Here is a 24,982-nt window from a genome sequence, read left to right as displayed (position 1 = left end):
ATAATGGAACAAAATAATAAGGTTGGGAATTTCGGTGATTTGTTGAAGATTTTATTAGATGAAAAAGAATTATCAATGGGAGAACTAAGTAAAAAAAGTGGAATTGATAAATCTACTATATCTCGTATAGCTAATAATAAACAAAAGCCAAATATAAATCATTTAGAAAAGATGGCAATACATTTAAATATTAACCTAGAAGAACTGTTGAAAGCTTCAGGATATGAATTTAGAAACAGCAATAATCAAATATTTAATGCAGATAGTGATTTTAGTAACTTTGATGATATTCTTGGATTTGCAAATTTAATCAATGATAAGAACTTTAATGGAAATATTGAAAAAGAGTTAAGTAAGTGTAAGTTATATGTCCAAACAGATGAAGGTAAAAAATTACTTTTTGATAATTTTAATAAAAAAATAGATTCTATTGAAAAACAAGGTCAATTTACAGATAGATTAAGACAAATGTATGCTGATTTTTGTACAGATGGACTTACAATAAAGAAATATTTATTGATTGGAAGTATGCTACTTTACTTTGTTATATCAACAGATGTGATTCCAGACTTCGTGTTCCCAATAGGATTTATGGATGATTTAGTAGCATTAAATATAGTTACAAAATTACTTAAAAATGATAAGTAAGTTTTAGAATCATATTTAATATATAAATAAATCAAAGTATATAAAATTTATTATTTTTTATATGAAACAAATTAAAAGCACAATGAAGTAGATTAAAAATTTAAAACTAAGAATCTAATATATATTTTGTAACTATTTAAGTATATAAAATAAAATAATATCCAAACTAATACAAAATAGTAATAATTGTTTTGTACTGGAGGATATATATTTATGAATTGTAAATGGATATCTAAAATAGATGAGAGAAAAAAATGTCATAGAGAAGCAGATTCTTCTGGATATTGTATCTTTCATAAAGAAAATAAGTCTGATGAAGAGATACAGTTGATGATGGATACTCTTCATAAAGAAGAGATAAGTGAATTTAATGGATTTGTTTTTGAAAATGAATTTAATGCGGAAGAAATATTAACTTACAATTATAAAATACTGGATTTTTCTGAATCCATATTTAAACAAAAAGCAAATTTTAAAAAATATATTTTTAAAAAGAATATTATTTTTAACTATACAGAATTTAGAGATAAAGTTTTATTTAATGGTTGTGTATTCTTAGAAAACTGTGATTTTAATAGAACCATATTTAGTAAACACTATATAAATGACCGTATATTTGAAAAAGTGAAATTTAAAGGACCTGATTTGGTAGTTAATAAAGTAGAAAATTTTCCACGAATGGATGGAATAATTTTTAGCATGTGTACAAAATTTGTGTTAAAGAATGTTGAATATGGAAAAAGTGAGTATGAGCATGGCAAGATAAATTATAGAATAGCTAGAAATCAAGCAACAAAAATTGGAGAATATGAGATGATAGGATTTTACTATTATAAGGAAAGAATTTATAGTAGTAAAATAATGAAACGTTCTAATTATCCTACTTTCAGTGATTATTTAGTTGAAAAATTTTTTGACCAAATAGCACGTTACACAACAGGTTATGGAGAAAAGCCATGGAATATATTATTAGTTATTATAGCAATAATAAGTGTTTTTGCTTTATTATACTTATTTGTAGGCATAGAAAGTTCAAATAGCACACTTGTAGCTTTAGATATAAATAATATAGGTGATTACTCACTAAGTGAGATTTTCAAAATGTATATGGATTTATGGTATTTTAGCATGGCTACATTTAGTACAGTAGGATATGGAGATATGGTTGCTACAAGTTTGATTGGGAAAGCATTGGCAGGTATAGAAGTATTTTTTGGAGTTACAATAGGAGCAATTTGGGCATCTGTGATTATTAAAAGAATGATAAGGTAATATTTGTGTAAATATGGATAGGTATTAATTACTAGATATAAATTGGACTAAATAGGGAAAATTTAAATATAAATATACTTAATAATCCAAGAAGGTGAAAAATTTGAAAAATGCACTAAAAAAAATTATATCATTAGCCATGATTCTAGTTTTTATAATACCAAATTATTCATATGCAGATGATAAATCTGTAGACAAGTATTCAAAAACATCTATACTTATAGACCAAGAAACAGGTAGAGTTTTATATAGTAAAGAACCTGATATGAAGGTACCATTAGCTAGTTTAAGTAAGATGATGACTTTTTTACTTGCAATAGAAGCTATTGAAAATAAAGAAGTAAAAGAAACTGATAAAGTAAAAATAGACAAATCTATTGCATCAGTAAAAGGGTCAAGTTATAAACTTAAAGATGGTGAAGAAGTGCCACTTATAGAGCTTATGAGAGGTCTTATGATTGTATCAGGAAATGATGCGGCAATTGCTATAGCAAAACATATTTGTAAAACGAAAGAAGCATTTGTAGATAGAATGAATAAAAAAGCAAAAGAAATAGGAATGAGTAATACACATTTTCTAAATCCAAATGGTCTTCCAATATACGATTTAAGCAACCCCAAAAAACCAGCAAAAGAAAATATCTCTACTGCAAAAGATATAGCTATTCTTGGAAAATACATGTTTGACCATTATGAAAAACAAGTAACAGCTATAACTGATATGGAGACATATACAAATTCAGATAGAAGTTTTGAAAAAAGCAATACAAATGCATTATTAAGAATTATACCAGAAGTAGATGGTATAAAAACTGGATATACTGGCAATGCTGGATATTGCTTATCATTTTCTATGGTTGTAAATAAAAATGATAAAAATGAGAAAAAACGTAGAGTAATAGGGGTTGTATTAGGTACTAACCATAAAAATAAAAGAACCTCTGCTTCATTAGCTCTACTGAAATATGGAAAAGAAAATTTCAATATGAAAAAAGTAATTGATAAAGATAGCTTTATTGGTAAGAAATATATAAAAGGAATGAAAGAGTTAGAGGTTACATTAAAAGCAAAAGATGAACTTTATACAATATTAAAAGGTGATGAAAGTATAAAATCAGAAGTTAAGATTAAAAATATAGAGTACCCTGTTAAAAAAGGTGATACTATGGGTATTATAAAATATTATACTAATTCAGGTGACTTACTTGGAAGTGTAGATATAGTAAGTAATAATAGTATAGATAACGTATCATTAAAAACAAAATTAAAAATGAAATTTGCAAATTAAATTCAAAAAATGGTATAAAATACACAAAAAAATATAAAAATAGAAAATATGGAAAAAATATTGTTATTTCTTCACCTCTGTGATATACTACTAGAGGTGAAAAAATAAAATAAATCACACACAGCATTGGGATCCTTAAAAGGTGCCTATTACATGGTTTTTTAGGGAGAAGATCAAGCTGGAGGTATAAAACCAGGAGGTAAGATATGTCAGTAATATCAATGAAACAATTATTAGAAGCAGGTGTTCACTTTGGTCACCAAACAAGAAGATGGAACCCTAAAATGGCTAAGTATATATTCACAGAGAGAAATGGAATATATATAATCGACTTACAAAAAACAGTTAAAAAAGTTGAAGAAGCTTACAAGTTCACTAAAGAAGTAGCTGAAACAGGAAAGCCAATCTTATTCGTAGGAACTAAAAAACAAGCTCAAGATGCGATAAAAGATGAAGCTGAAAGATGTGGAATGTACTTTGTTAATGAAAGATGGTTAGGTGGAATGTTAACAAACCACAAAACTATAAAAACAAGAATAAATAAATTAAGAGAATTAGAAAAAATGGAAGAAGAAGGCGTATTTAATGTTCTTCCTAAAAAAGAAGTTATAAAATTAAGAGCTGAAAAAGAAAAACTAGAAAAATACTTAGGTGGAATAAAAGACATGCCTGAATTACCAGGTGCAATGTTCGTAGTTGACCCAAGAAAAGAAAACATAGCTATTCAAGAAGCTCATAGATTAGGTATACCAGTAGTTGGTATAGTTGATACTAACTGTGACCCAGAACAATTAGACTTTGCTATACCAGGAAATGATGACGCTATAAGAGCCGTAAAATTAATAACTGGTGCTATGGCAACAGCTGTAATTGAAGGTAGACAAGGTGCTGAGGAAGAAGTAGCTGAAGACCAAGAATAATAATTTGACAATTAAATGGTAAGGGTCGCCCTTACCATTTATAATATGGAATAGAATAAGTAGGAGGAAACTTAAAAAATGGCTAATATAACTGCTCAAATGGTAAAAGAGTTAAGAGAAAGTACAGGCGCAGGAATGATGGACTGCAAGAAAGCTTTACAAGAAGCTGAAGGAAACATGGAAAAAGCAGTAGATTTATTAAGAGAAAAAGGATTATCAAAAGCTGCTAAAAAAGCTGGTAGAGTTGCTGCTGAAGGTCTAGTTGCAATAGAAATGAATGATGATAATACAGTTGCTTCTATGGTAGAAGTTAACTCAGAGACAGATTTCGTTGCTAAAAACGAAGACTTCAAAGTGTTCGTTAAAGATGCTGCTTGTATGGCATTAGCTACTGATAAAGAAGATATAGCTTCTTTATTAGGTGAAACTCATAAAGAGGGAATAACTTTACAAGAAGTTTTAAATAATAGAGTTGCAAAAATAGGTGAGAAATTAGACTTTAGAAGATTTGCTAAAGTTGTAACTAATGGACAAGTTGCTGGATACATTCACGGTGGTGGAAAAATAGGTGTTCTTGTTGAAATGGAAACAGAAGCTAGAGATGCTAAAGTTTTAGAATTAGGTAAAGATGTAGCTATGCAAGTTGCTGCTATGAATCCTAAGTATGTTTCAAGAGATGAAGTAGATGCTGAATACATAGCACATGAAACAGAAGTATTAACTCAACAAGCTTTAAATGAAGGAAAACCAGCTAATATAGTTGAAAAAATGGTTAAAGGAAGATTAGAAAAAGAATTAAAAGAGGTTTGTTTATTAGAGCAAACTTTCGTTAAAAATCCAGATATAACTGTTAAACAATTAGTTGCTGATGTTGCTAAGGCAGTAGGTTCTGATATAAAAGTTGTTAAAGTTGTGAGATTCGAAGTTGGTGAAGGTATACAAAAGAGAGAAGAAAACTTTGCAGAAGAAGTTGCTAAGCAACTTAAGTAATAACCAAAGAGAGAACACGCAGGTGTTCTCTTTTTTAAAAAATAGAAAAAATTGGATATGAAGGATTGAAATAGGAGGTTTCTGATGGATAAACCAATGTACAAAAGGGTATTGTTAAAATTAAGTGGAGAAGCATTAGCAGGAGAAAGAGGTTTTGGTATAAATAATGATGTAGTTAATGATATTGCTATTGCTATAAAAAAAATACAAGAAATAGGTGTTGAAGTAGCTGTAGTAGTAGGTGGAGGAAACTTCTGGAGAGGCAGAACCAGTGAAGGAATGGACAGAACTACTGCTGACTATATAGGAATGTTAGCTACAGTTATGAATGCAATGGCGCTACAGGATGCACTAGAAAATATAGATGTTGCTACAAGAGTTCAAACTGCTATAGACATGAGACAAATTGCAGAACCATATATAAGAAGAAGAGCAGTTAGACACTTAGAAAAGGAAAGAGTTGTTATATTTGGTGCAGGAACAGGAAACCCTTACTTTACAACAGATACAACTGCTGCTTTACGTGCTGCTGAGATGGAAGCAGAAGTTATATTGTTAGCTAAAAATGTTGATGCAGTATATGACAAGGATCCAAAAGTACATGCAGATGCTAAGAAATTTACAGAATTAAGTTACATGGAAGTTATACAGAAAGAATTAAAAGTAATGGATTCTACAGCTACATCTTTATGTATGGATAATAAAATTCCAATAAAGGTATTTGAGCTTACAACAGAGAATATAATAAGAGCAGTAAAAGGCGAAAATATAGGAACTACTGTAAAATAATGAAGAATGAAGGAGGAGTAAAATTATGAAACTGGAAATACATAAGCAATTAGAAGAGAAAATGAATGGGACAATTGATGCTTTAAAGTTTGAATTTGGAACTATAAGAGCAGGAAGAGCTAATGCACAAATGCTAGACAAAATAAGAGTTGATTATTATGGAACTCCAACTCCAATAAATCAAATAGGTGCTATATCTGTACCAGAACCAAGAATATTAATGATATCTCCTTGGGATAAATCTGCTATGCATGAAATAGAAAAAGCAATAGCTAACTCAGACTTAGGATTAAATCCATCAAATGATGGTGAGGTTATAAGACTTTCTGTACCTGCTTTAACAGAAGAAAGAAGAAAAGAATTAGCTAAAAAAGCTAGTAAAGCTGCAGAAGAATTTAAAGTTAGAATAAGAAATGAAAGAAGAGACGCCAATGAGAAGATTAAAAAGATGGAAAAAGGCGGAGAATTAACTGAAGATGAATTAAAAAAAGCACAAGATGAAGTTCAAAAAATGACTGATAAATTTATAAAAGAAATAGATACATTATTATCTAAAAAAGAAAAGGATATAATGGAGGTATAATATTGAAAAAATATTATAACCTTTTAGGTCTTCATGTAGATGAGGTAAAACAATATTTTGATGAGCAAAATATAAATTATACCGTAAAATCTATTGAAGGTAAAAAGGATAAAGAAAAACTTGTAGTTCCTAGAGTTATAAAAATATCTGAGATAGGTGATAGTGTAGAACTGATAATCACATACTTTTCTGACTCCTTAGTTTAAGGAGTCAGAACAATATTGGAGGCAAAATATGAATAACAACATTATATATGATATAGACTTAAATAACATACCTACTCATATTGCTATTATAATGGATGGAAATGGAAGATGGGCAAAAGCTAGATTTCTTCCAAGAACTGCAGGACATAAGGCTGGAGTAGAAACTATAAGAGATATAGTAAAAGAATGCTCAAAATTAGGTGTTAAGCACTTAACATTATATGCATTTTCAACAGAAAACTGGAAAAGACCGAAACTTGAAGTTGACACACTTATGAACTTATTATCTACATACTTAAGAAATGAAATAGCTGAACTTCACCAAAACAATGTAAAAGTAACTGCTATAGGAGATATAAGTGCTTTACCAAAAACTTGTATAAGAGAATTAAACTCAGCTAAGGAACTGACAAAAAACAATACAGGAGTTAACTTAAATTTAGCATTAAACTACGGAAGTAGAGCAGATATAAAAAATGCTCTTATAGATATAGTAAAAAATTGTGAAAGTGGTAAAATAGATATAAACAATATTGATGAAGATATTATAAAAAACTATTTAAGCACAAAGTCTATACCAGATCCAGACTTGGTAATAAGAACAAGTGGTGAACAAAGATTGAGTAACTTTTTACTTTGGGAAGTTGCTTATTCTGAGTTTTACTTTACTGATATACATTGGCCTGATTTTAAAAAAGAAGAACTACAGAAGGCTATATACGTATATCAAAGAAGGGATAGAAGATTTGGAGGACTTAAGTAAGGAGATTATTTTATGCTTACAAGAATTATTGCTTCACTAGCTCTGGTTCCATTATTTCTATTTGTTGTATATGGAGGTATTCCTCTATATATAGCTGAGACAGCAATAGTTTATATTGCATTGCATGAGTTTTATAAGGCATTTAAAATAAAAGATGTACATCCAATATTCATTATAGGATATTTATTTTCTATTTATTTAGCTGTAAAAAATATTTTTAATTTACCATTAGAATATACTTATGCAGTAATTTTTATTTTATTTTTAGCAAGTATAATTTATATGTTGATGGGCAAAAACAATGTTATAGATGTTTCGATTACGTTTTTAGGAGTTTTTTATATAGGAGTATTTTTAGATTTTATAATTATAACTATAAATGGATTTGAAAAAGGTAGTATATATGTATGGCTTATATTTGTGATATCTTTTATGACAGATATATTTGCATATTTTAGTGGTTATTTACTTGGAAAACATAAGCTAATTCCTAAAGTTAGTCCTAAAAAGACTATAGAAGGAGCTATTGGAGGAATAATAGGAAGTACACTTTGTTGTATTTTATTTGGATATTTATTTGGCATTGATTTGCTTCAATTAGCGATAATAGGAAGTATAGGAAGTGTAATAGCTCAATTAGGAGATTTATTTGCATCTTCTATAAAGAGATATGTAGGGATAAAGGATTATGGAAAGATAATACCTGGTCATGGGGGTATATTAGATAGATTTGATAGTGTTATATTAGTTGCACCTTTTGTATATAGTGCGATTAAATTTTTTATTAGATAAAGATTGGTTGGATTTAAAAGAGCAATCTATAATTGCTAGTAATGAAAATAGCTATGTAACTTTTAAATGCAGAGATATTCTGCAGTTATTAGTTACATGGCTATTTTCATTGTTCAAAAATTTAGAAGACCTTGGGGAATTGTATAAGAATAGGTATTACTTTATAATAGTATACTATATTTGTAGTGAGTATATTTTTTATACTATAACTATCATTAAAAAATATTTTTTTGTTTAATAATTTCGATATTTTTAGCTATATTATATATTTATAATATATATGTATAAATGTAACTAATTTATTATCCATTTATAAATTTTATTTTTAAATATAATTAATAAGAAATAAGTAAATTATTGGTCTTATTACACAAAAATAGATATAATTTAAGTAATATACCAAAAAAAAGGAATATATTTACATAATATGATAAAATAAATTCAAAGAGTTAAATTGTAGGTAAATAGTATTTTAATTATTTATTAAAATATAGATTATGTATATGCCAAATTTAAAAAGAGACATAAAGACATTATACAAATATATTATTGGGGTGATATTTTATAAGAAAAGAAGTGATGCAGTAAATTAATTGAGCAATTTAAAAATGATTTAATGATAGTGTTGATGAATGTTTAAAAAGAAATTTTAGAAAAACGTATATTGCTGTTTGTGTTGGAGGTGATGAATTTGTATAATTTATAGGATATAAATGATTAAACTATTTAAGATAAATACATATCACTGTAAAATATTGATAATCATTTTTTATAAGAGATTGATTATTTGCAAATTATATATATTACAAATGAGGTAACAATAATGAAGAAAAAATATGATTTTTTAATTTATTCTGCTATTTGGCTAGTTATTATTATTCTTTTTATATTTTCTCTATATCATAGTATAGAGCATATTAAAATTATAAGTCACACTGGTACTATTCGCAGTGAAACTCAAAAGGTTGTTAAGCAAGAATTGAATAATGAAAGAAATGATGACTTGATAAAACGACTGGATAATATTCTGATAAAGCTAAGAACAGGTAATGGAGAAAATGGATTTCAAAGATGTGATAATAAAGAATTTCAACAAAAACTAAATCAAATGGATTCTATGTGGGAATCTATGAAGAAAGAAATTATAAAAGTTAGAAATGGTGCTTCAGGTGATAAATTATATAAATTGAGTGAAGAGTATTCTGTGTTGTCTAATCAAATTGTTTTTATATCTGAAAAACACTCTAATGCAAAATTGTATTCTTTTGCTACTGCACTATTTATTTATCTTATATTCTCAACAATAAGTCTTTTAATTTGGGAATATTATAATAAAAAAAGGTTTAAAAGAATATTTTATACTGATAATTTAACAAAAATAAAAAATCAGGTTGCATTTGAAAACAGAGCGATTGAAATTTTGCACAATGCATCTAACAAAGAGTATGTACTGCTAAATATTGATATTGACAATTTTAAATATATTAATGATACACATGGATATGAATATGGAGATAAAGTTCTAATAATAGTTGCAGCTGTACTTTCTAAAACTTTTAATATCAAAGAAACTTGTGCAAGAATTGGTTCAGATAATTTTGTAATACTTGCAAAATATAGAGATTCTCTTTTAGAGGATATTCGGGAAATGCTAACTAATGCTATAATCTCTGAATTAGATATGAATGTAACTCAAACTATATCTTATTGTATAGGAGCGTACTTAGTTGAAATTGATAATTTAGGTTATAAATCCATCAATTCTATAATGGATAAGGCAAATATTGCACACAAGGTAAGTAAAACAAGAGGAATTTCCTCCACAGTATGGTATAATGAAAATCTGTTAAAACAGTTACAAATAGAAAATAGTATTTATAATTATATGTATAAAGCGATAGAAAATGAAGAATTTCATATGTATTTGCAACCTAAATTTCAAATATCTTCTTTAAATGTTGTGAGCGCAGAAGCTCTTGTAAGATGGTTTTCTCCAGAACTTGGTTTTTTATCACCAGATGAATTTATTCCATTGTTTGAAAAAAGTGGATTTATTATTGAATTGGACTTTTATATGTTAAAAAAAGCGTGTTCATTTGTAAGAAAAACGTTTATGAAAAAAAATCAATATACATATCCGATTGCAGTTAATTTTTCAAGGGTTACTATTTACCAAAATAGTTTTTATCAAAGGTTTTTAGATACTGTTAAAGAATATGAAATTCCTTTTAAGTATATAGAGATAGAGGTAACTGAAAGTGCTTTTAATGAAATATCTCAACCAGTTATTTCGATTTTAGAGGAGCTTAAAAAGTTAGGATTTTTAATTTCAATGGATGATTTTGGATCAGGATACTCTTCATTAAGTCTTTTATGTTCTCTATCTATTAATGGATTGAAGTTAGATAAAAGCTTACTTAAAGAAACATTTAACCGGGAGAAAGTATATAGTATTATTCAGTGTATTATTGAAATGTCACATCGTATAGGCATGTCTGTTGTATGTGAAGGTATTGAAACTAAAAAAGACTTGGAATTTTTAAATACAGTTAAATGTGATGTAGGACAAGGGTTTTATTTTTCTAAACCGATAGAAGAAAAAGAATTTTTTAACAAATATGTAACTAAAAAATAATATAATTATTTTTATCAGTCTATACATTGAGTCATTTTATATCTCGTTAAATGACTCAATGTATTGTTATGTATTTTAAAATATAAATTATTTAAAACGTTTTTTGTACTTATATAGAAATTCTTCTATATTTTTTGATTGTTCTCTTATTTCAACTGCTTCTATATCTAGTAAATAAAGTATAGAATAATTTGTAAGTTCAACATATTCACCATCTTCTGAACCGAGTGCATGTCTCTCAATTTTTAATCCTTTTTCTTCATAATATTTTTTTGTTTCTATATATAGTGATTCTCGCTTTTGTATGTAGTCTTTCACTTCATTATTTGGAAAGTTATATGAATCCACTAATGTTTCGCCATTTATAAAAGTTTTCTCGGTAGCAACTTTTTCATCCCAACAATGGATTTCTTCCCAAGTAAAAAATATCTCAGTTCCATCTGGAATGAATGAAAACCTGGTAATAATATATAAATAATTATTGAAATTTACTTCATAATATTCAGGAATATCTTCAAATTCCATATAGTAATTTGTATAATTAAAATTACTATTATCTTTTTTTACAAAGGGTATTTTTTCAATAAATTTATATATTGATTGTTCATTTTTAAAAATTCCTATATCATAACTTTTTTCAAATTGATTAATTTTTAATAAATACAACATTCTTTCTCCTTTTATTCAAAATATAATTTTTATAAATTTACTAATCTTTAGCTTTTTTAATTATATATTTACATATGTTTATATGATACTATAATAATGTGTTTTAAATAGATATATAATAGTAAATATTTTTTATATAGTTATGTTTTAGTAAAATAATGAGATAAATATATATAAAGTTTAATTTTTGAACTTATGCTTTTGTTTTATTTTAACATATTTATATTTAATAAACTATAATTGAAATCTATTTAGATAAATAATTATTTATCTAAATAGATGAAAATTTTCCAAAATAGATAAAATGTGATAGAATATATTTTGCGAGGTGATAACATGATTTCATACGCTCCATTATGGAAATTGTTAATTGACAAAAAAATAAAGAAAATGGAATTTGTAAATATATCAGGTATAAGTATTTCTGTTTTAGGCAGACTAGGAAATGATAAATCTGTTTCTATGGATACAATGGAGAAGATATGTTTAGCACTAGACTGTAAAATAGAAGATGTTGTGGAAATAAAAAAGGGCATTTAATAATACTAGAATATTTTATAATATTCCACAAAATACAAAAAATAATAGATTAATTTTAATCTGTGGAATAATATATGAAATTTCTATGAATAGTAAAAATAATTGTTTTAGTAGTGTTATAATGTTTTGACAGGGTATATTTATTATTAGAAAGGATTATTATATGAAAAAGATATCAATTTTAGGTTCTACAGGCTCTATAGGTAAACAAACTTTGGATGTAGTTAGAGATAATAGAGATAAGTTTGAGATAGTTGCAATATCAGCTAACAGTAATATTGAATTATTGCTAGAACAGATAGTAGAGTTTAAACCTAAATATGTAACAGTTTTTGAGGAAAATAAAGCATTGAAATTAAAAGAAATGTTGCCTAAAAATATAGAAATAGAAGTTTTAGCAGGAATGGAAGGATTAAAAATAATATCATCACTTGATGAAGTGGATGTCCTTTTAACTGCTGTAGTAGGTATGATAGGATTAGTCCCAACTCTTTGTGCTATAAAGAAGGGAATAGACATAGCATTAGCGAATAAAGAAACGTTGGTAACTGCTGGTGAACTTGTAATGAAAGAAGCAGAAAAATACAATGTAAATATTCTTCCTGTTGATAGTGAACATAGTGCTATATTTCAATGTCTAAATGGAGAAAATAAAAAAAATATAGAAAAGATAATACTTACAGCATCTGGTGGTCCATTTAGAGGAAAGAAAAAGGGAGAACTTGCAAATATAACTAAAAATGAAGCTTTGAAGCATCCAAATTGGAGTATGGGAAGAAAAATAAGTATTGATTCTTCAACGCTTATGAATAAAGGACTTGAAGTGATAGAAGCTAGATGGTTATTTGGAGTAGAACAAGAAAATATAGATGTAGTAGTTCACCCACAAAGCATAATTCATTCAATGGTGCAGTATACAGATAGCTCAATAATTGCTCAATTAGGATGTCCAGATATGAGACTACCAATACAGTATGCTCTTACATATCCAGATAGAATGGAAAGTAGCTTTGAAAGAATGAATTTTTCAAAATTTAGTACTTTAACTTTTGAAGAACCAGATTTAGAAACTTTTCCATGTTTAAAATTGGCATATGAGTGTTTAAAAATGGGAGGAACTTATTCTTCTGTTTTAAATTCAGCAAATGAAGTTTTAGTAAGTGAATTTTTAGAGGATAAAATTGGTTTCTATGACATACCATATTACATAGAGAAGACTTTAGAAGTTCATAGTAGCATAAGTGAACCAACATTAGAAGAAATCTTAGAAACAGATAGATGGAGTAGAGCTTATGTTGCAAATCTGATAAAAAAATAGGAAGGTGAATTTATGACTATAATAGCCGCATTAATACTATTTAGTATAATTGTATTAATACATGAGTTAGGACATTTTATATTTGCAAAAAGAAGTGGTATCAAAGTAAATGAGTTTTCTATAGGTATGGGGCCTAAGATATATAGTGTAAAAAAAGATACAGAGTATTCTATAAGAGCACTTCCAATTGGTGGATATGTCAGCATGGAAGGTGAAGATGAAGAACAAATAAGTCCAAATTCTTTTGGAAACAAGTCTATATTACAAAGATTTAGTACTATTGTAGCAGGACCAATATTCAATATAATATTAGCAGCAATACTTTTAGTTCCAGTATTTTTGTATATAGGTTCTCCAACGACTAAATTAGGAAAGATAATGCCAGATACTCCTGCACAGGCTGTAGGGCTTCAAGTAGGAGATAAGATAAATAAAATTAATGGTAATTCTGTTAAGACTTGGGATGAAGTTGCAAATATAATAAATACTTCTTCTGGTGGAGAATTAAAACTTAGTATAACTAGAGATGGAAGTGATAAAGTTGTAAATGTAACACCTAAAAATAACAATGGAAAGTATGAAATAGGGATTCAACCACAAAGAGAAAAAGACTTTTTGGGGTCAATAGTAAATGCATGTAAAACTACTGTAGATATGACAAAACAGATGCTAACATTTCTAGGTCAAATGATTACAGGACGTGTACCAGGAGGGATTGGCAATGCTGTAGCAGGACCAGTAGGTGTTATTGGTATGGTATCAGATGCTGCTCGTACAGGCATCATAAATGTAGTGTATTTAGCAGCTGTCATAAGCTTAAATTTAGGTATAGTAAATCTATTACCAATACCAGCACTTGATGGATGGAGAATACTTATGCTGTTACTAGAAGCTGTTAGAGGTGGTAAAAAACTCGACCCAAATAAAGAAGGCATGATAAATGTTGTTGGTTTTGGAGCTTTAATGTTATTTATGCTTTTTATCACATATAAAGATATACTAAGATTATTTCAATGATTTAGTTTTTAGAGATTTTAAGAAAATAGGCTATGTAGTTTTAAATAAGAATAAATTAATTTTTATATATGAAATTTATTCTTATTTAACTAGATAGCTTTTTAATTTATAATATACATGTAGGTTATAATATTTTAATATTTAAAGAGATTCAATATAAAATAATATATAGAGGTGGAATATGAGTTACGAGAGAAGAAAGACGAGAGAAGTAAGTGTAGGAACTGTAAAAATAGGAGGAGAAAATCCTATAAGTATACAATCTATGACAAATACTGATACAAGAGATGCAGATGCTACAATAGCTCAAATAAAGAGATTAGAGGAAGCTGGTTGTGATATAGTTAGAGTTGCTGTTCCTGATATTAAAGCTGCTAAAAATATAGCAAAGATAAAGTCTAGTGTAAATATACCAATTATTGCAGATATACATTTCGATTATAAGCTAGCCCTTGAAGCTATAGAACAAGGTGTGGATGGAATAAGAATAAATCCTGGTAATATTGGAAGTATAGAGAGAGTTAAGATGGTAGTTGAGAAATGCAAGGAAAGAAATTTAAAAATTAGAATTGGAGTTAATGGAGGTTCTTTAGAGAAAGAACTTTTAAAAAAGTATGGCTCTGCAACTGCTGAAGCATTAGTTGAAAGTGCAATGGGACATATTAAGATTCTTGAAGACTTAGATTTTCATAATATAGTTATATCTCTAAAATCATCCGATATTTATAAAACTGTTGATGCATATGAATTAATATCAAAAAAAGTTGATTATCCTCTTCATATTGGAATTACAGAATCTGGAAGTGTTCACAAAGGAACAATAAAGTCTTCTATAGGGGTAGGAGCACTTCTTCTTAAAGGAATTGGAGATACTGTTAGAATATCTTTAACAGGCGACCCTGTTGAAGAGGTTATTGTTGGTAAACAGATTTTAAGAAGTTTGGGACTTTTAAATGATAAGATTAAAGTTATATCATGCCCTACATGTGGTAGATGTAATATAGACTTAATTAGTGTTGTAAATGAGGTTGAAGAAAAGATTGGTAGTATGGAAAAAAATATCACTGTTGCAATTATGGGCTGTGCTGTAAATGGACCTGGTGAAGCCAGAGAGGCAGATATAGGTATTGCTGGGGGTAAAGGTGAAGGTCTTTTATTTAAAAAGGGTGAAATAGTTAGAATGATTGATGGTAACAAATTAGTTGATGAGTTGCTAGAAGAGATTGAAAAATTATAGTATACAATTCATATATATATTAATTGACTAGATTTTTAAATACTTTTGTAATAAGTTTTTATTTACAGTATTTAATTATCTAGTCATTTTTTATTTTATAAACTTCATTAAATGTAAGAAACTTATATTCTAATTTGACTATATATGTATGAGTTAAATCATATTGTAAATTTATAAAATTAAAAAAAGATTTAATATAGTGAAAATTTCCATCAATAGTATTGAAACTTGATAGTAACTATGATAGGATATAGTTACTAGAACAGTTGGTAAATTATGTTAACATAGATTTTAATGTTTTGGTAAATTGTTTTATTATAAGTTAATAGAAAAAGAGGTGAAGAACTGTGAGATATAAAAAAATATCTAGCTTACCTATTTTAGTTGTTGCTTTGCTGATTACTGGAACGACAACAACATTTTCTCTTAGTACGACCAATTCAGAAAAAACAAATGTATACTTAGCAAATACGGTAAGTACTGTCACAAAGAAGGTATCAGATATTCAAAGTAGTAAAGGTCTTGTTTATAATGAGAATATTCCATTATTTATAAATAATAGCAAAATACAGTATGATGATACTCCATATCATTGGCCTAGCAATGTTATAAGCTTAACAAATAGCAGTGAAAAGGCAATTATGGATTATGAAATTACATGCTTAGCATATGATAAAAATGGAAAACCACTTGAGCTATATTGGGATGCTCAAAATGTGGCAGCAGATGGCGAAGTAGGAAGTGTTGGATTTAGCCCAGCTGGTGTAGACTATGGTATTGTTACAGGCATATCTCCTGTGTCTCCAAAATCATATTCACATACTTATAGAAAAATGCAACAATCACCACCACAGGATATAATAAGTATGTTTGAAAAACAACAAGGCAAGGCATGGGTAGAAAATTGGTTGAAAGAATGGAAACAAATGGAGAAAGAATATGCAAAGCAAAATGCAATAGCACCAGGTAAGAATCAAAATGATGCCTTTCTATTGTTTGATAAATGGAAACAATCAACTGGAGAGCATGGTGTAAAGTACATTATATCTTGTGTAAAACAAGTAACATTTAATGATGGTAGTGTATGGAAAAACTCAGCATATGAGAATTGGTTGAAAAGTTTTCAAGGGAAGGAAGTTTCAAATAGTGTATTAGAAAATTACTATAAGTAATGTTTAATGATAGCAAAATGAGTACGAATTTAATTAATGTTAATTTAATTAAATAAGTACTATTTTGTTTAAAAATATCAGTGTTACAAGTAAATTTTTATTGTGACAAAATGATATATATACATAAGATTATAAGCATGTGTCAAGTTTTGATACATGCTTTTTTATTTTGAATATATGTTTTCTATAAATTTATGATTTTTTAGTTATGTAATTTTATATGTGAATTTTTAGATTTTTATATAGATAGTGAAATAATGTGGAAGTTTTATGTTTTAAAAATTTTAGTTAAAACATTTATTAAAAAAGATAATAGAAATGTTTTAACTAAAATAGTTAGAATTGAAATGTTATACAGATAGTATAAGTACTATCAAATTATATAAGATTGCTTGAAGTTAAATAATTTATTTAAATAGAAAACAGCTGATTTAATATCAGCTGTATATGAATAAAATTTTGAATTGTAGTGTTTAGTTATATGGATATAATTCATAATAAGTTAGCAATAAATCAACCATTTTACCATAACTCTGAGTACCTTCAGTAACGCCATTAGCTTTTAAGTAAGAATTGTTAAACTCATTAGAAATTTCATTAATTTTACCTTCATATTTTTGCCAAAATTCACTTTCATTTTTTAAATCTCTACGGACAGAATCTGAAATGCCAGCAGAAATATCAACATATGCATTATAATCAACCTTACTTAAAGCAGAAGCAGTATAATTTAAAGCTAAAATATATCCAGAATAGTTAAAATCAATATTGGGGTGTTTTATAGAAGTAAGATACGCTATAAAATTAGCCTCATCTTCACTAGCAAATCCCCTTTGATGTGCCATTTCATGTTCAACTGTACAAGGAATATATAAGTCAGGTATTGCTATATTTACATTTGCCTCACCTGTAAAAGGAAAGTATATACCAGTTATTCCTGTATAGCACATTAGATTTGATGAAATAATATACTTAGGCTTAGAATAACTACCACTAACACTAGGTAATATATCCAAGATATTATCGTATCCTAGTTGAGCTCTATTTATGACACCATTATAATCTGTATTAGATTTTACAATACCATTTTTATCTTGTAATGTGAGTTTTCTAGTTTCATTTGCTTTAATTACAAGGAATTTATATAATTTAGTAAGCTCTTTAACACTATATTGTTTTGATTGGATAGAGGTATTGTTTTTTAAATTATAGTTATTTATAAGTGTGGTTTCTAGTGGAATCCTATTATAGTTTATTCCCCAAAGCACTATAAAAAGAAAGTAGACTATTGATACAATGGATAATATATTTAAAATGGAATTTTTTAAATATATGTTTAATTTTTTTTTCTTATTAAAAATTGTAGATAAAGTACAACATAAAAATAAGAAGATAGATATAACTATTATGTACATTGTAATCTCATAGAGAGAAAATGGGAAAATTCCAGAAACTTTACTCAATATTTGTACAATTATTTTATCTATGAATTGGGAGTAATATTTTTCAACAATATTTGGAACTTTACTGGCTATAAAATTTAAAAGCAAAGCAATAGGAAAGAGAATTAAAGAAAAATATTTTGTTTTTTTGCTCATATTTCACCTCACATACATTAGTTTATATAAACATATTATATATCAATTGAAGAAAGATTGTAAAATAAGTATAAATATATCTATTTATAACTTTATACTAAATAAATGATAAGTTATAATATATTAATATGAATAAGCAGTATATATACAACTAATAATAAGAAAAATATCAATTATATAAGGAGTAGATAAAAATATGATAATAAAACTTACTAAAGACAATTTTAATTTTAGATTTAAACAATATGAAGGTATGTTTTTTCATGCTGAAGTAGTTGAAGGTATGGAATCCATTAGATATAAAATAACTAAGGATAAAGAAGGTACAGAATTAAAAGAATTTGGAAGTACACATATAAAAGATAATATGATATATGTACCTCAGGTAGAAGCATACATAGATTTGAACAGTATAAAATAAAGATGTAAAATTTTAATTAAAAATAAAGATTATGTTTGAGGGGGAATCTAATATGAGTAAGCCTATAGATATAACAATAAGACCTATAAGAAGAGAAGATGCACAAGCTTTTAATGAAATTAGAAGAACATACAGTGTTATGAGAAATACTTTGGCATTAATGAGTGACAGAGTCGATAAAACTGAAGCTATGTTAGCTTCTTTGGGAGAAAATGATTATATGTTTGTAGCTGAAACTAATAATAATGGAGGAAAAGATGTAATAGGTTTTGCTGGGTTACATGTAAATTCTTCTCCACGATTGAGACATAGCGCAGAAATAGGAATAAGTGTTGCAGAGAATTATCAGGGAAGAGGAGTAGGTAAGAAGCTTATGGAACAACTTTTAGATATAGCAGATAATTGGATTATGTTAACTAGAGTAGGATTAGAAGTAATTGTGGATAATGAAAAGGGATTAAATTTATATAAAAAGCTAGGTTTTGAAATAGAGGGAACTAAAAAATATGCTGTAATCAGAGATGGAAAATTTGAAGATGTTTATATTATGGGAAGATATAATAAAAATTTAATTTAAAGAAGCTAATAGAGAAGTAAAATAGAGTGTCTTTAATAAAAAATTTACATTAAAGATAATCTATTTTACTTCTCTATTGTGTTAAAAAACTTATTTTTAAATGTTTACAAAAACATTCTATATACAAATAAAATTATTAGCAATATCAACGCTATTTTAAAAGCTAAACTAGCAACAGTTTTAATGATTTTTACAGAAACACCTATAGCAACTATAGCAAATACTATTTTAAAGAGTAAATCCATATCCATATTTAAGCCTCCTATTCTATAATACATATAGATATTATTGACAAATATCTAGGAAAAAATTCCATCAATATACTACAATAAAATGTTTATATTTGTAATTTATTGAATATGTTATTATATAATACATAAAAAAATAAATCAAGATAAGAGTAAAATACTTATAAAAGGTATAGATATAACTGAAAATAGTGTTGTAAAAAACACACATTGTGAAGCTAGTGTTATATTGGAGTCATATTGATTAGCCATTATAGCAGTATTTGCAGCAGCAGGCATTGAAGAAATTACTACTGGTATAGCTAAAATCATCTTATCATTTATCCATCCTTTTAGAATAAAATACACAATCACAGGAAGTACCAATAATCTTATAAAAGTGACTATATATAATTTTTTGTTGACAAAACAATCGAGAGCTGAAGAATTAGCAAGTAAGCTTCCAATGATAATCATGGATATTGGTGTAGTTATACTTCCCAACATCTCAAGTGGCTCGTTTATAAATTGGGGTAACCTAAGTCCTGTTACAAATAAAAAAAGTCCAATAACAATAGCTATTGTAGCAGGGCTTATAAGTGATTTTATTGAAAAACCTCTACTTGTACTGCCTTTAGATAAAAGATAAATTCCTAAAGTGAAAGAAAATAAGTTAAAAGGCAAATTGAATATTGCAGTATAGAATATTGCTTCATGACCTAAAACTGCTTCAATTACAGGATAACCCATAAAAGCAACATTTGAAAAAACAACTATATACTGATATATTCCCAAATCTTTTTTATCATTACATTTTAAAATGTATTTCAATAAAAATGCAATTATAATTGAAACTATATACATAATCAAAGATGTAAATAATAACAATAGTATTTTTTGTATCATTTTACTATCAAAGTTAATTTGCATGGAGCTAATTATCATTGATGGTAAAAAAACTGTCATTGTCAAAGTTGAAAGCTTAGATGTGCAGTGCTCATCTAATAAGTTGAATTTTCTGACAAAATATCCAACTAAAATAATTATAAATAAAACTGCAACTTGGATAAAAATATTGCTGAAATTCATAAAATGTCCCCCCTATATATACATTATATACCAATTACATAATAAAATCTAATGATTATAAAATTTAAAATTTAATGTTACAATATAGTGACAAAAGGTAAAAATTCAATATTATAGCATTAATTGTAGATTATAATGTATAATAATGTTTGAGAGAATATATTTTATAAAATGGGTAGGTAGCGAATAATGAAAAATACAAAATTTTCTATAAAAAAAATAAAAAATATATCTAATGACCCGAAAGTCGTACATACTAAGGGTGCCCTCCTTGAAAAGATGGGTAAGATGGAAAGCGCAATAGAGTTGTATAAGAGTGCTGCATTGGATAATTACGTAAAATCTCAATATACTTTAGGAAATATATATGAAAGTAAAAAACAATTTAAAGAAGCAGAAAAGTGGTATTCAATGGCATATAAAAGTGGAAGTGAAGATGCTGCTTTTGATTTAGGTAATATGTACTATAAGTTAGATGGCTATGAATATGCTATATATTGGTATGAAAAGATAGCAAATTTAGGTTATTTACAAGCACAAAATAATTTAGGTGTATGCCATTTTAAAATGAAAGATTTTGTAAGGTGTGAAAAATGGTTAAAAACAGCAGCAGACAAGAATTTAGGTAAAGCTTGTTTTAATTTAGGGGTATTATATACTTTTTTGGAGAAAGATGATGAAGCGTATGAATACTATAAAAAAGGTTCTGTGCTTTTAGATGATGATGCAAAATATAATTTAGCAATATTAAATGGAAAAAAGAAAGATAATAAATCAACAGTAAGTTTATATAAACAGTTGTACAAGTCAGGTCATATGAAAGGTTGCTTTAACTTGGGTATGATTATGGAAATAAATGATAATTTAGAAGATGCAGAGAAGTATTATAAAAAGAGTGCTGATAGAGATGATGTGAAGTCTGAGTATAGGCTTGCATATGTATATGATAGAAAAGAAGAGCTGGGAGATGCAATTTATTATTATGAGAAAGCAATAGAAAAAAATCATACACTTTCTAAGTATAGACTTGCTAATTTATATAATAGAGAAAATGAGATAGAGAAGGCAAAAACTTATTATAAAATGGCTGCTGAAGATGATATAACAGAGGCAAAAAATAATCTGGCAGGTATATATTTTGAAGAAAAAGATTATGAAAATGCTATTAAATATTATGAGGATGCTATAGCTGTTGGATGCAAAAGTTCCCTTGAAAATCTAGGGGATTTATATTATCAGAATCAAGATATAGAAAAAGCGATTTCGTATTATTCGAGGATTCCAAATAATGTATCTTGTCAAATCAAATTAGGAAATATCTATGAAGATTTAAATAATATTGAAGAAGCCATAAGTTGGTATAAGAAAGCATCTGAAAATGGAGATACGAGGTCTAGTTATAGATTGGGGTGTATATATGAGAGCTTAGGAAATACAAAAAATGCTAGAAAGTATTTTGAAATGGCAAGTAGCAAAAACCATATGAATGCTCGTATACATCTAGGTAGAATTTATTTTAGAGAAGGTAAATTGGAAGAGTCTAAAATGATGTTTGATACACCTGCCAATGAAAATAATGTGTATGCTCAACATATGGTAGGATTAATTTATGATATGTTCTATAAAGATTATGTAAATTCTAAATTTTGGTATGAAAAGGCTAGAGCACAAGGTTGTGTTGAATCAATATATAATTTAGGTCAAATTTATTTAAAATTAAATGATGACGCAGAAGCTGAGAAATATTATAAAGAAGGTATTAAATATGGAAGTAAGAAGTGTGAGTATATGCTTGCAGGTCTTTATTATAAAAAGAGCCTAGATATGTACGTTTCTTTAGCAAATGAAGAGTACGATAATTGTGAAGAGATAGTAGAAGGCTTTCCTAATTTAAATATAGACTTTGATGAAGTATTAATTCCTCCATTTAAGTTGCAAGAAGAGGTAATAGATGAAGAAGAGTATGTACCAATTTATATACTAAATATAAAAGAAAGTTTAGATTCAATGCTAGAAGGGCTTGAAACTGAAATGATTATAGATGAAGAACATGATAGTTAAAAAGTATTATAGGATTATATAGATTTAAATATATAAAAGCCATTAGGATAAATGTAAATCAATTAATTCTAATGGCTTTTTTATTAATATTTTATAATAGCTTATTTCTTGACATGAAAAATGTAATCACTATACATATTATAGAGGTAATAAGAAGTATTATCCAAAATCCGTTTGGGTTATTAGAAAATGGCATGTTGATGACATTCATACCAAAGAATCCTGATATTATTGTAGGTATTGAGAAAATTAGTGTAACTACTGTTAAAATTTGCATAACATTATTCTGATTATTACTTATAATTGCACTGAAAGCATCCATAATTCTACTCAATATATCTCCATATATTTTAGCCATATCAAGAGCCTGTCTATTTTCAACTATAACATCTTCTAATAGGTCTTCATCATCTGGATACTTCTTTATACCAGCAGTTCTAACCATTTTGTTTAAAACAAGTTCATTAGATTTTAGTGAGGTAGAGAAGTATACCAAAGATTTTTCTAATTCCAATAATTGAACCAATTCTTTGTTTTTCATTGATTTGTAAATTTCTCGCTCTATTATGATTGTCATTTTATTTATTTTTCTTAAGTAATGCAAGTAATAAGCTGCATTTTTGTGAAGAATTTGAAGCAAAAAGCGAGTCTTTTTAAACGTAAAAAAATCTTTAATATGACCAACTATAAAGTCATTTAAAATCTTAGTTTGTGCATCACAAACTGTTACAATAGCTTCTTCAGTTAGTATAATACCTAAGGGTATTGTAGTATAATGAGAAGAATTAGAGTCACTTTCGTCTACTGGTATATCTATAAGTATAAGAGTATGATTGTCTTCAACATCTATTCTTGAGCGTTCTTCTTCATCTAGTGCAGATTCTATGCTTTCTACATCTATATTTAATAAATTAGAAATTTCGTTGATTTCACTATGATTAGGTTCAACAAGATTTATCCAACAGCCATCTTCAAAAAAACTAAGTTTCTCTAATTTTGAATCTATAGTTTTGTAATATCTTATCATGGCAACACATCCTTTATTCAGTTTTATATAAATCTCATCATTTAATAGTATCTATTAATTAACTAATTTATATAACTGAATATATGTATTAGTTTTGATTTTAGATATTATTAAGTGATGAAAATGTAAAAAATTCTCTCCGCAACGGACTAGTATCCATTGCCCATCACTCTCCTTATTTATTATTTTATATATAGCTATTTATGAAATGCGTATTTTAAGCACTCTTTAATATAATACCTTTTCCAGGTATATAAATCAAGTTTTGATTTGATTAAATAATATTTTTACCACAATTTACACATAAAGTATATAAGTTATATTTAATTTGAGTAAAGAATATATATATTCTGAGTGAAATTATTAAATATATTAAAAAATAAGAGTGTATATATATATTTACTTATTTGCAATAATATATTTAAAAAAGTATTTTATTTTCAAAACTAGACTTCATTTATAATTTATCACGAAAATAAAAGGAATATAAATATAAGAGAATGAGAGGTTATTAGAGATATGAGTGATTTTAAAGAAATTTTGGCAGAAGAGATTAAAAATAATCCATTTGGATTGATAGGTAAAGATTGGACACTTATAACAGCAGAAAATGAAGGTAAAGTGAATACAATGACTGCTAGCTGGGGAGGGCTTGGAGTTATGTGGGGAAAAGATGTTGCTTTTGTAGTAATAAGACCACAGCGTTATACTAAGGAATTTATAGATAATACAGATAAATTTTCTCTTACATTTTTTGATGAAGATTTTCGTAAAGAGCTTTCATATTGTGGAAAAGTATCTGGTAGAGAAGAGGATAAGATATCACAGATTGGATTTAATATAGAACACTTAAATGATACACCTTATTTTAAAGAATCTAAAATGGCTATTATATGCAAAAAAATGTATAGTCAGAAACTTGAACCTCAATGTTTTATTGCTGAAGGTATAGATGGAAGATGGTATCCACAAAAAGATTATCATACTTTATATATAGCTGAAATAACCAATGTACTTGTAAAAGAAGATTAGTTATAAAGGTTAATACTATTTCTAATTAAATTAAAATTTCCATAAAAGTAAATTGACACAAAAAAGCTAAGGACATAAATATGTTTATAAAGATTAATAAATAACGTATTT

General features: G+C 27.1%; 25 protein-coding genes. 20 read left to right on the top strand and 5 right to left on the bottom strand.

All coding sequences use genetic code 11. The features are described 5' to 3' along the window. Positions 1–3 precede the first annotated feature (3 nt). From CDIF1296T_RS11310 to CDIF1296T_RS11255, 11 genes are all read left to right on the top strand, one after another. Positions 4–648, top strand: a complete 645-nt coding sequence (locus CDIF1296T_RS11310; RefSeq protein ID WP_003433990.1) for a helix-turn-helix domain-containing protein — start codon at positions 4–6, stop codon at positions 646–648. 213 nt (positions 649–861) lie between these two features. After that, positions 862–1,920 (top strand): potassium channel family protein, encoded by a 1,059-nt coding sequence (locus CDIF1296T_RS11305; protein WP_003433992.1) that lies wholly within the window; start codon positions 862–864, stop codon positions 1,918–1,920. A gap of 103 nt (positions 1,921–2,023) precedes the next feature. Then, on the top strand, positions 2,024–3,208 hold the full coding sequence (locus CDIF1296T_RS11300; protein WP_009897288.1) for a D-alanyl-D-alanine carboxypeptidase family protein: 1,185 nt from the start codon (positions 2,024–2,026) through the stop codon (positions 3,206–3,208). Between the two features lie 206 nt (positions 3,209–3,414). After that, complete coding sequence (gene rpsB / locus CDIF1296T_RS11295; RefSeq protein ID WP_003424537.1) at positions 3,415–4,128, top strand: 30S ribosomal protein S2; 714 nt, start codon at positions 3,415–3,417, stop codon at positions 4,126–4,128. A gap of 78 nt (positions 4,129–4,206) precedes the next feature. After that, on the top strand, positions 4,207–5,118 hold the full coding sequence (tsf, locus tag CDIF1296T_RS11290; protein WP_003424535.1) for a translation elongation factor Ts: 912 nt from the start codon (positions 4,207–4,209) through the stop codon (positions 5,116–5,118). Between the two features lie 84 nt (positions 5,119–5,202). Next, positions 5,203–5,907 (top strand): UMP kinase, encoded by a 705-nt coding sequence (gene pyrH, locus CDIF1296T_RS11285; protein ID WP_003430597.1) that lies wholly within the window; start codon positions 5,203–5,205, stop codon positions 5,905–5,907. A 25-nt stretch (positions 5,908–5,932) separates the two neighbouring features. Then, positions 5,933–6,490, top strand: a complete 558-nt coding sequence (gene frr / locus CDIF1296T_RS11280) for a ribosome recycling factor (protein WP_003430598.1) — start codon at positions 5,933–5,935, stop codon at positions 6,488–6,490. Between the two features lie 2 nt (positions 6,491–6,492). After that, entirely contained in the window at positions 6,493–6,696 is a 204-nt protein-coding gene (locus tag CDIF1296T_RS11275) for a hypothetical protein (RefSeq protein ID WP_003433997.1), read from the top strand. Between the two features lie 28 nt (positions 6,697–6,724). Beyond that, positions 6,725–7,459, top strand: coding sequence for an isoprenyl transferase (locus CDIF1296T_RS11270; protein ID WP_003424529.1), 735 nt, complete (start codon positions 6,725–6,727; stop codon positions 7,457–7,459). A 12-nt stretch (positions 7,460–7,471) separates the two neighbouring features. Continuing rightward, complete coding sequence (locus tag CDIF1296T_RS11265) at positions 7,472–8,251, top strand: phosphatidate cytidylyltransferase (protein WP_003434000.1); 780 nt, start codon at positions 7,472–7,474, stop codon at positions 8,249–8,251. Between the two features lie 823 nt (positions 8,252–9,074). Then, on the top strand, positions 9,075–10,886 hold the full coding sequence (locus CDIF1296T_RS11255) for a putative bifunctional diguanylate cyclase/phosphodiesterase (RefSeq protein WP_009897281.1): 1,812 nt from the start codon (positions 9,075–9,077) through the stop codon (positions 10,884–10,886). Positions 10,887–10,973: 87 nt separating this feature from the next. Here CDIF1296T_RS11255 and CDIF1296T_RS11250 read toward each other — a convergent pair whose 3' ends face one another. After that, positions 10,974–11,555, bottom strand: coding sequence for a hypothetical protein (locus CDIF1296T_RS11250; protein WP_018112797.1), 582 nt, complete (start codon positions 11,553–11,555; stop codon positions 10,974–10,976). Positions 11,556–11,891: 336 nt separating this feature from the next. On the opposite strand from CDIF1296T_RS11250, the gene CDIF1296T_RS11245 reads away from it, so the two are divergent. The 5 genes from CDIF1296T_RS11245 (at position 11,892) to CDIF1296T_RS11225 (ending at position 16,839) form a co-directional block, all read left to right on the top strand. Next, on the top strand, positions 11,892–12,095 hold the full coding sequence (locus CDIF1296T_RS11245; RefSeq protein ID WP_009897277.1) for a helix-turn-helix domain-containing protein: 204 nt from the start codon (positions 11,892–11,894) through the stop codon (positions 12,093–12,095). 163 nt (positions 12,096–12,258) lie between these two features. Next, positions 12,259–13,413, top strand: coding sequence for a 1-deoxy-D-xylulose-5-phosphate reductoisomerase (locus CDIF1296T_RS11240; RefSeq protein WP_003434009.1), 1,155 nt, complete (start codon positions 12,259–12,261; stop codon positions 13,411–13,413). A 12-nt stretch (positions 13,414–13,425) separates the two neighbouring features. Further along, positions 13,426–14,430 carry an RIP metalloprotease RseP gene (gene rseP, locus CDIF1296T_RS11235; RefSeq protein ID WP_003430605.1) on the top strand — a complete coding sequence of 335 codons (1,005 nt, stop codon included), beginning with the start codon at positions 13,426–13,428 and terminating at the stop codon, positions 14,428–14,430. Between the two features lie 181 nt (positions 14,431–14,611). Next, the gene (gene ispG, locus CDIF1296T_RS11230; RefSeq protein ID WP_003424490.1) at positions 14,612–15,667 is read left to right on the top strand and encodes a flavodoxin-dependent (E)-4-hydroxy-3-methylbut-2-enyl-diphosphate synthase; all 1,056 of its coding nucleotides are present in this window, start codon (positions 14,612–14,614) and stop codon (positions 15,665–15,667) included. Positions 15,668–16,014: 347 nt separating this feature from the next. Then, entirely contained in the window at positions 16,015–16,839 is an 825-nt protein-coding gene (locus tag CDIF1296T_RS11225) for a DUF5780 domain-containing protein (RefSeq protein ID WP_003434014.1), read from the top strand. Positions 16,840–17,312: 473 nt separating this feature from the next. Here the strand turns inward: CDIF1296T_RS11225 and CDIF1296T_RS11215 are convergent, their stop codons facing one another. Continuing rightward, complete coding sequence (locus CDIF1296T_RS11215; RefSeq protein ID WP_009897271.1) at positions 17,313–18,437, bottom strand: DUF3810 domain-containing protein; 1,125 nt, start codon at positions 18,435–18,437, stop codon at positions 17,313–17,315. 196 nt (positions 18,438–18,633) lie between these two features. Here CDIF1296T_RS11215 and CDIF1296T_RS11210 point away from each other — a divergent pair, with 196 nt between their 5' ends. Both CDIF1296T_RS11210 and CDIF1296T_RS11205 read left to right on the top strand, forming a co-directional pair. Then, on the top strand, positions 18,634–18,858 hold the full coding sequence (locus tag CDIF1296T_RS11210; protein ID WP_003434018.1) for a hypothetical protein: 225 nt from the start codon (positions 18,634–18,636) through the stop codon (positions 18,856–18,858). A gap of 52 nt (positions 18,859–18,910) precedes the next feature. Next, positions 18,911–19,435 carry a GNAT family N-acetyltransferase gene (locus CDIF1296T_RS11205; RefSeq protein WP_009897269.1) on the top strand — a complete coding sequence of 175 codons (525 nt, stop codon included), beginning with the start codon at positions 18,911–18,913 and terminating at the stop codon, positions 19,433–19,435. A 104-nt stretch (positions 19,436–19,539) separates the two neighbouring features. Here CDIF1296T_RS11205 and CDIF1296T_RS19545 read toward each other — a convergent pair whose 3' ends face one another. Next, a complete protein-coding gene (locus tag CDIF1296T_RS19545) occupies positions 19,540–19,686 on the bottom strand; it encodes a hypothetical protein (protein ID WP_009890260.1) in 147 nt (48 codons plus the stop codon). 138 nt (positions 19,687–19,824) lie between these two features. Then, positions 19,825–20,751, bottom strand: a complete 927-nt coding sequence (locus CDIF1296T_RS11200) for an AEC family transporter (RefSeq protein ID WP_009897267.1) — start codon at positions 20,749–20,751, stop codon at positions 19,825–19,827. A 189-nt stretch (positions 20,752–20,940) separates the two neighbouring features. Between CDIF1296T_RS11200 and CDIF1296T_RS11195 the strand changes: the two genes are divergently transcribed. Further along, positions 20,941–22,812 (top strand): tetratricopeptide repeat protein, encoded by a 1,872-nt coding sequence (locus tag CDIF1296T_RS11195; protein WP_009897265.1) that lies wholly within the window; start codon positions 20,941–20,943, stop codon positions 22,810–22,812. A gap of 91 nt (positions 22,813–22,903) precedes the next feature. Here the strand turns inward: CDIF1296T_RS11195 and CDIF1296T_RS11190 are convergent, their stop codons facing one another. Then, the gene (locus tag CDIF1296T_RS11190; protein WP_003430615.1) at positions 22,904–23,839 is read right to left on the bottom strand and encodes a magnesium transporter CorA family protein; all 936 of its coding nucleotides are present in this window, start codon (positions 23,837–23,839) and stop codon (positions 22,904–22,906) included. 519 nt (positions 23,840–24,358) lie between these two features. On the opposite strand from CDIF1296T_RS11190, the gene CDIF1296T_RS11185 reads away from it, so the two are divergent. Next, positions 24,359–24,871: a flavin reductase family protein gene (locus CDIF1296T_RS11185; RefSeq protein ID WP_003434028.1), complete on the top strand. Its 513-nt coding sequence runs from the start codon at positions 24,359–24,361 to the stop codon at positions 24,869–24,871. Positions 24,872–24,982 lie beyond the last annotated feature (111 nt).

This window comes from Clostridioides difficile ATCC 9689 = DSM 1296 (assembly GCF_001077535.1).
GTDB classification, from domain to species: domain Bacteria; phylum Bacillota; class Clostridia; order Peptostreptococcales; family Peptostreptococcaceae; genus Clostridioides; species Clostridioides difficile.
Note: the sequence above shows the minus strand (reverse complement) of the source record. Positions and strands in the feature narration are given on the sequence as shown.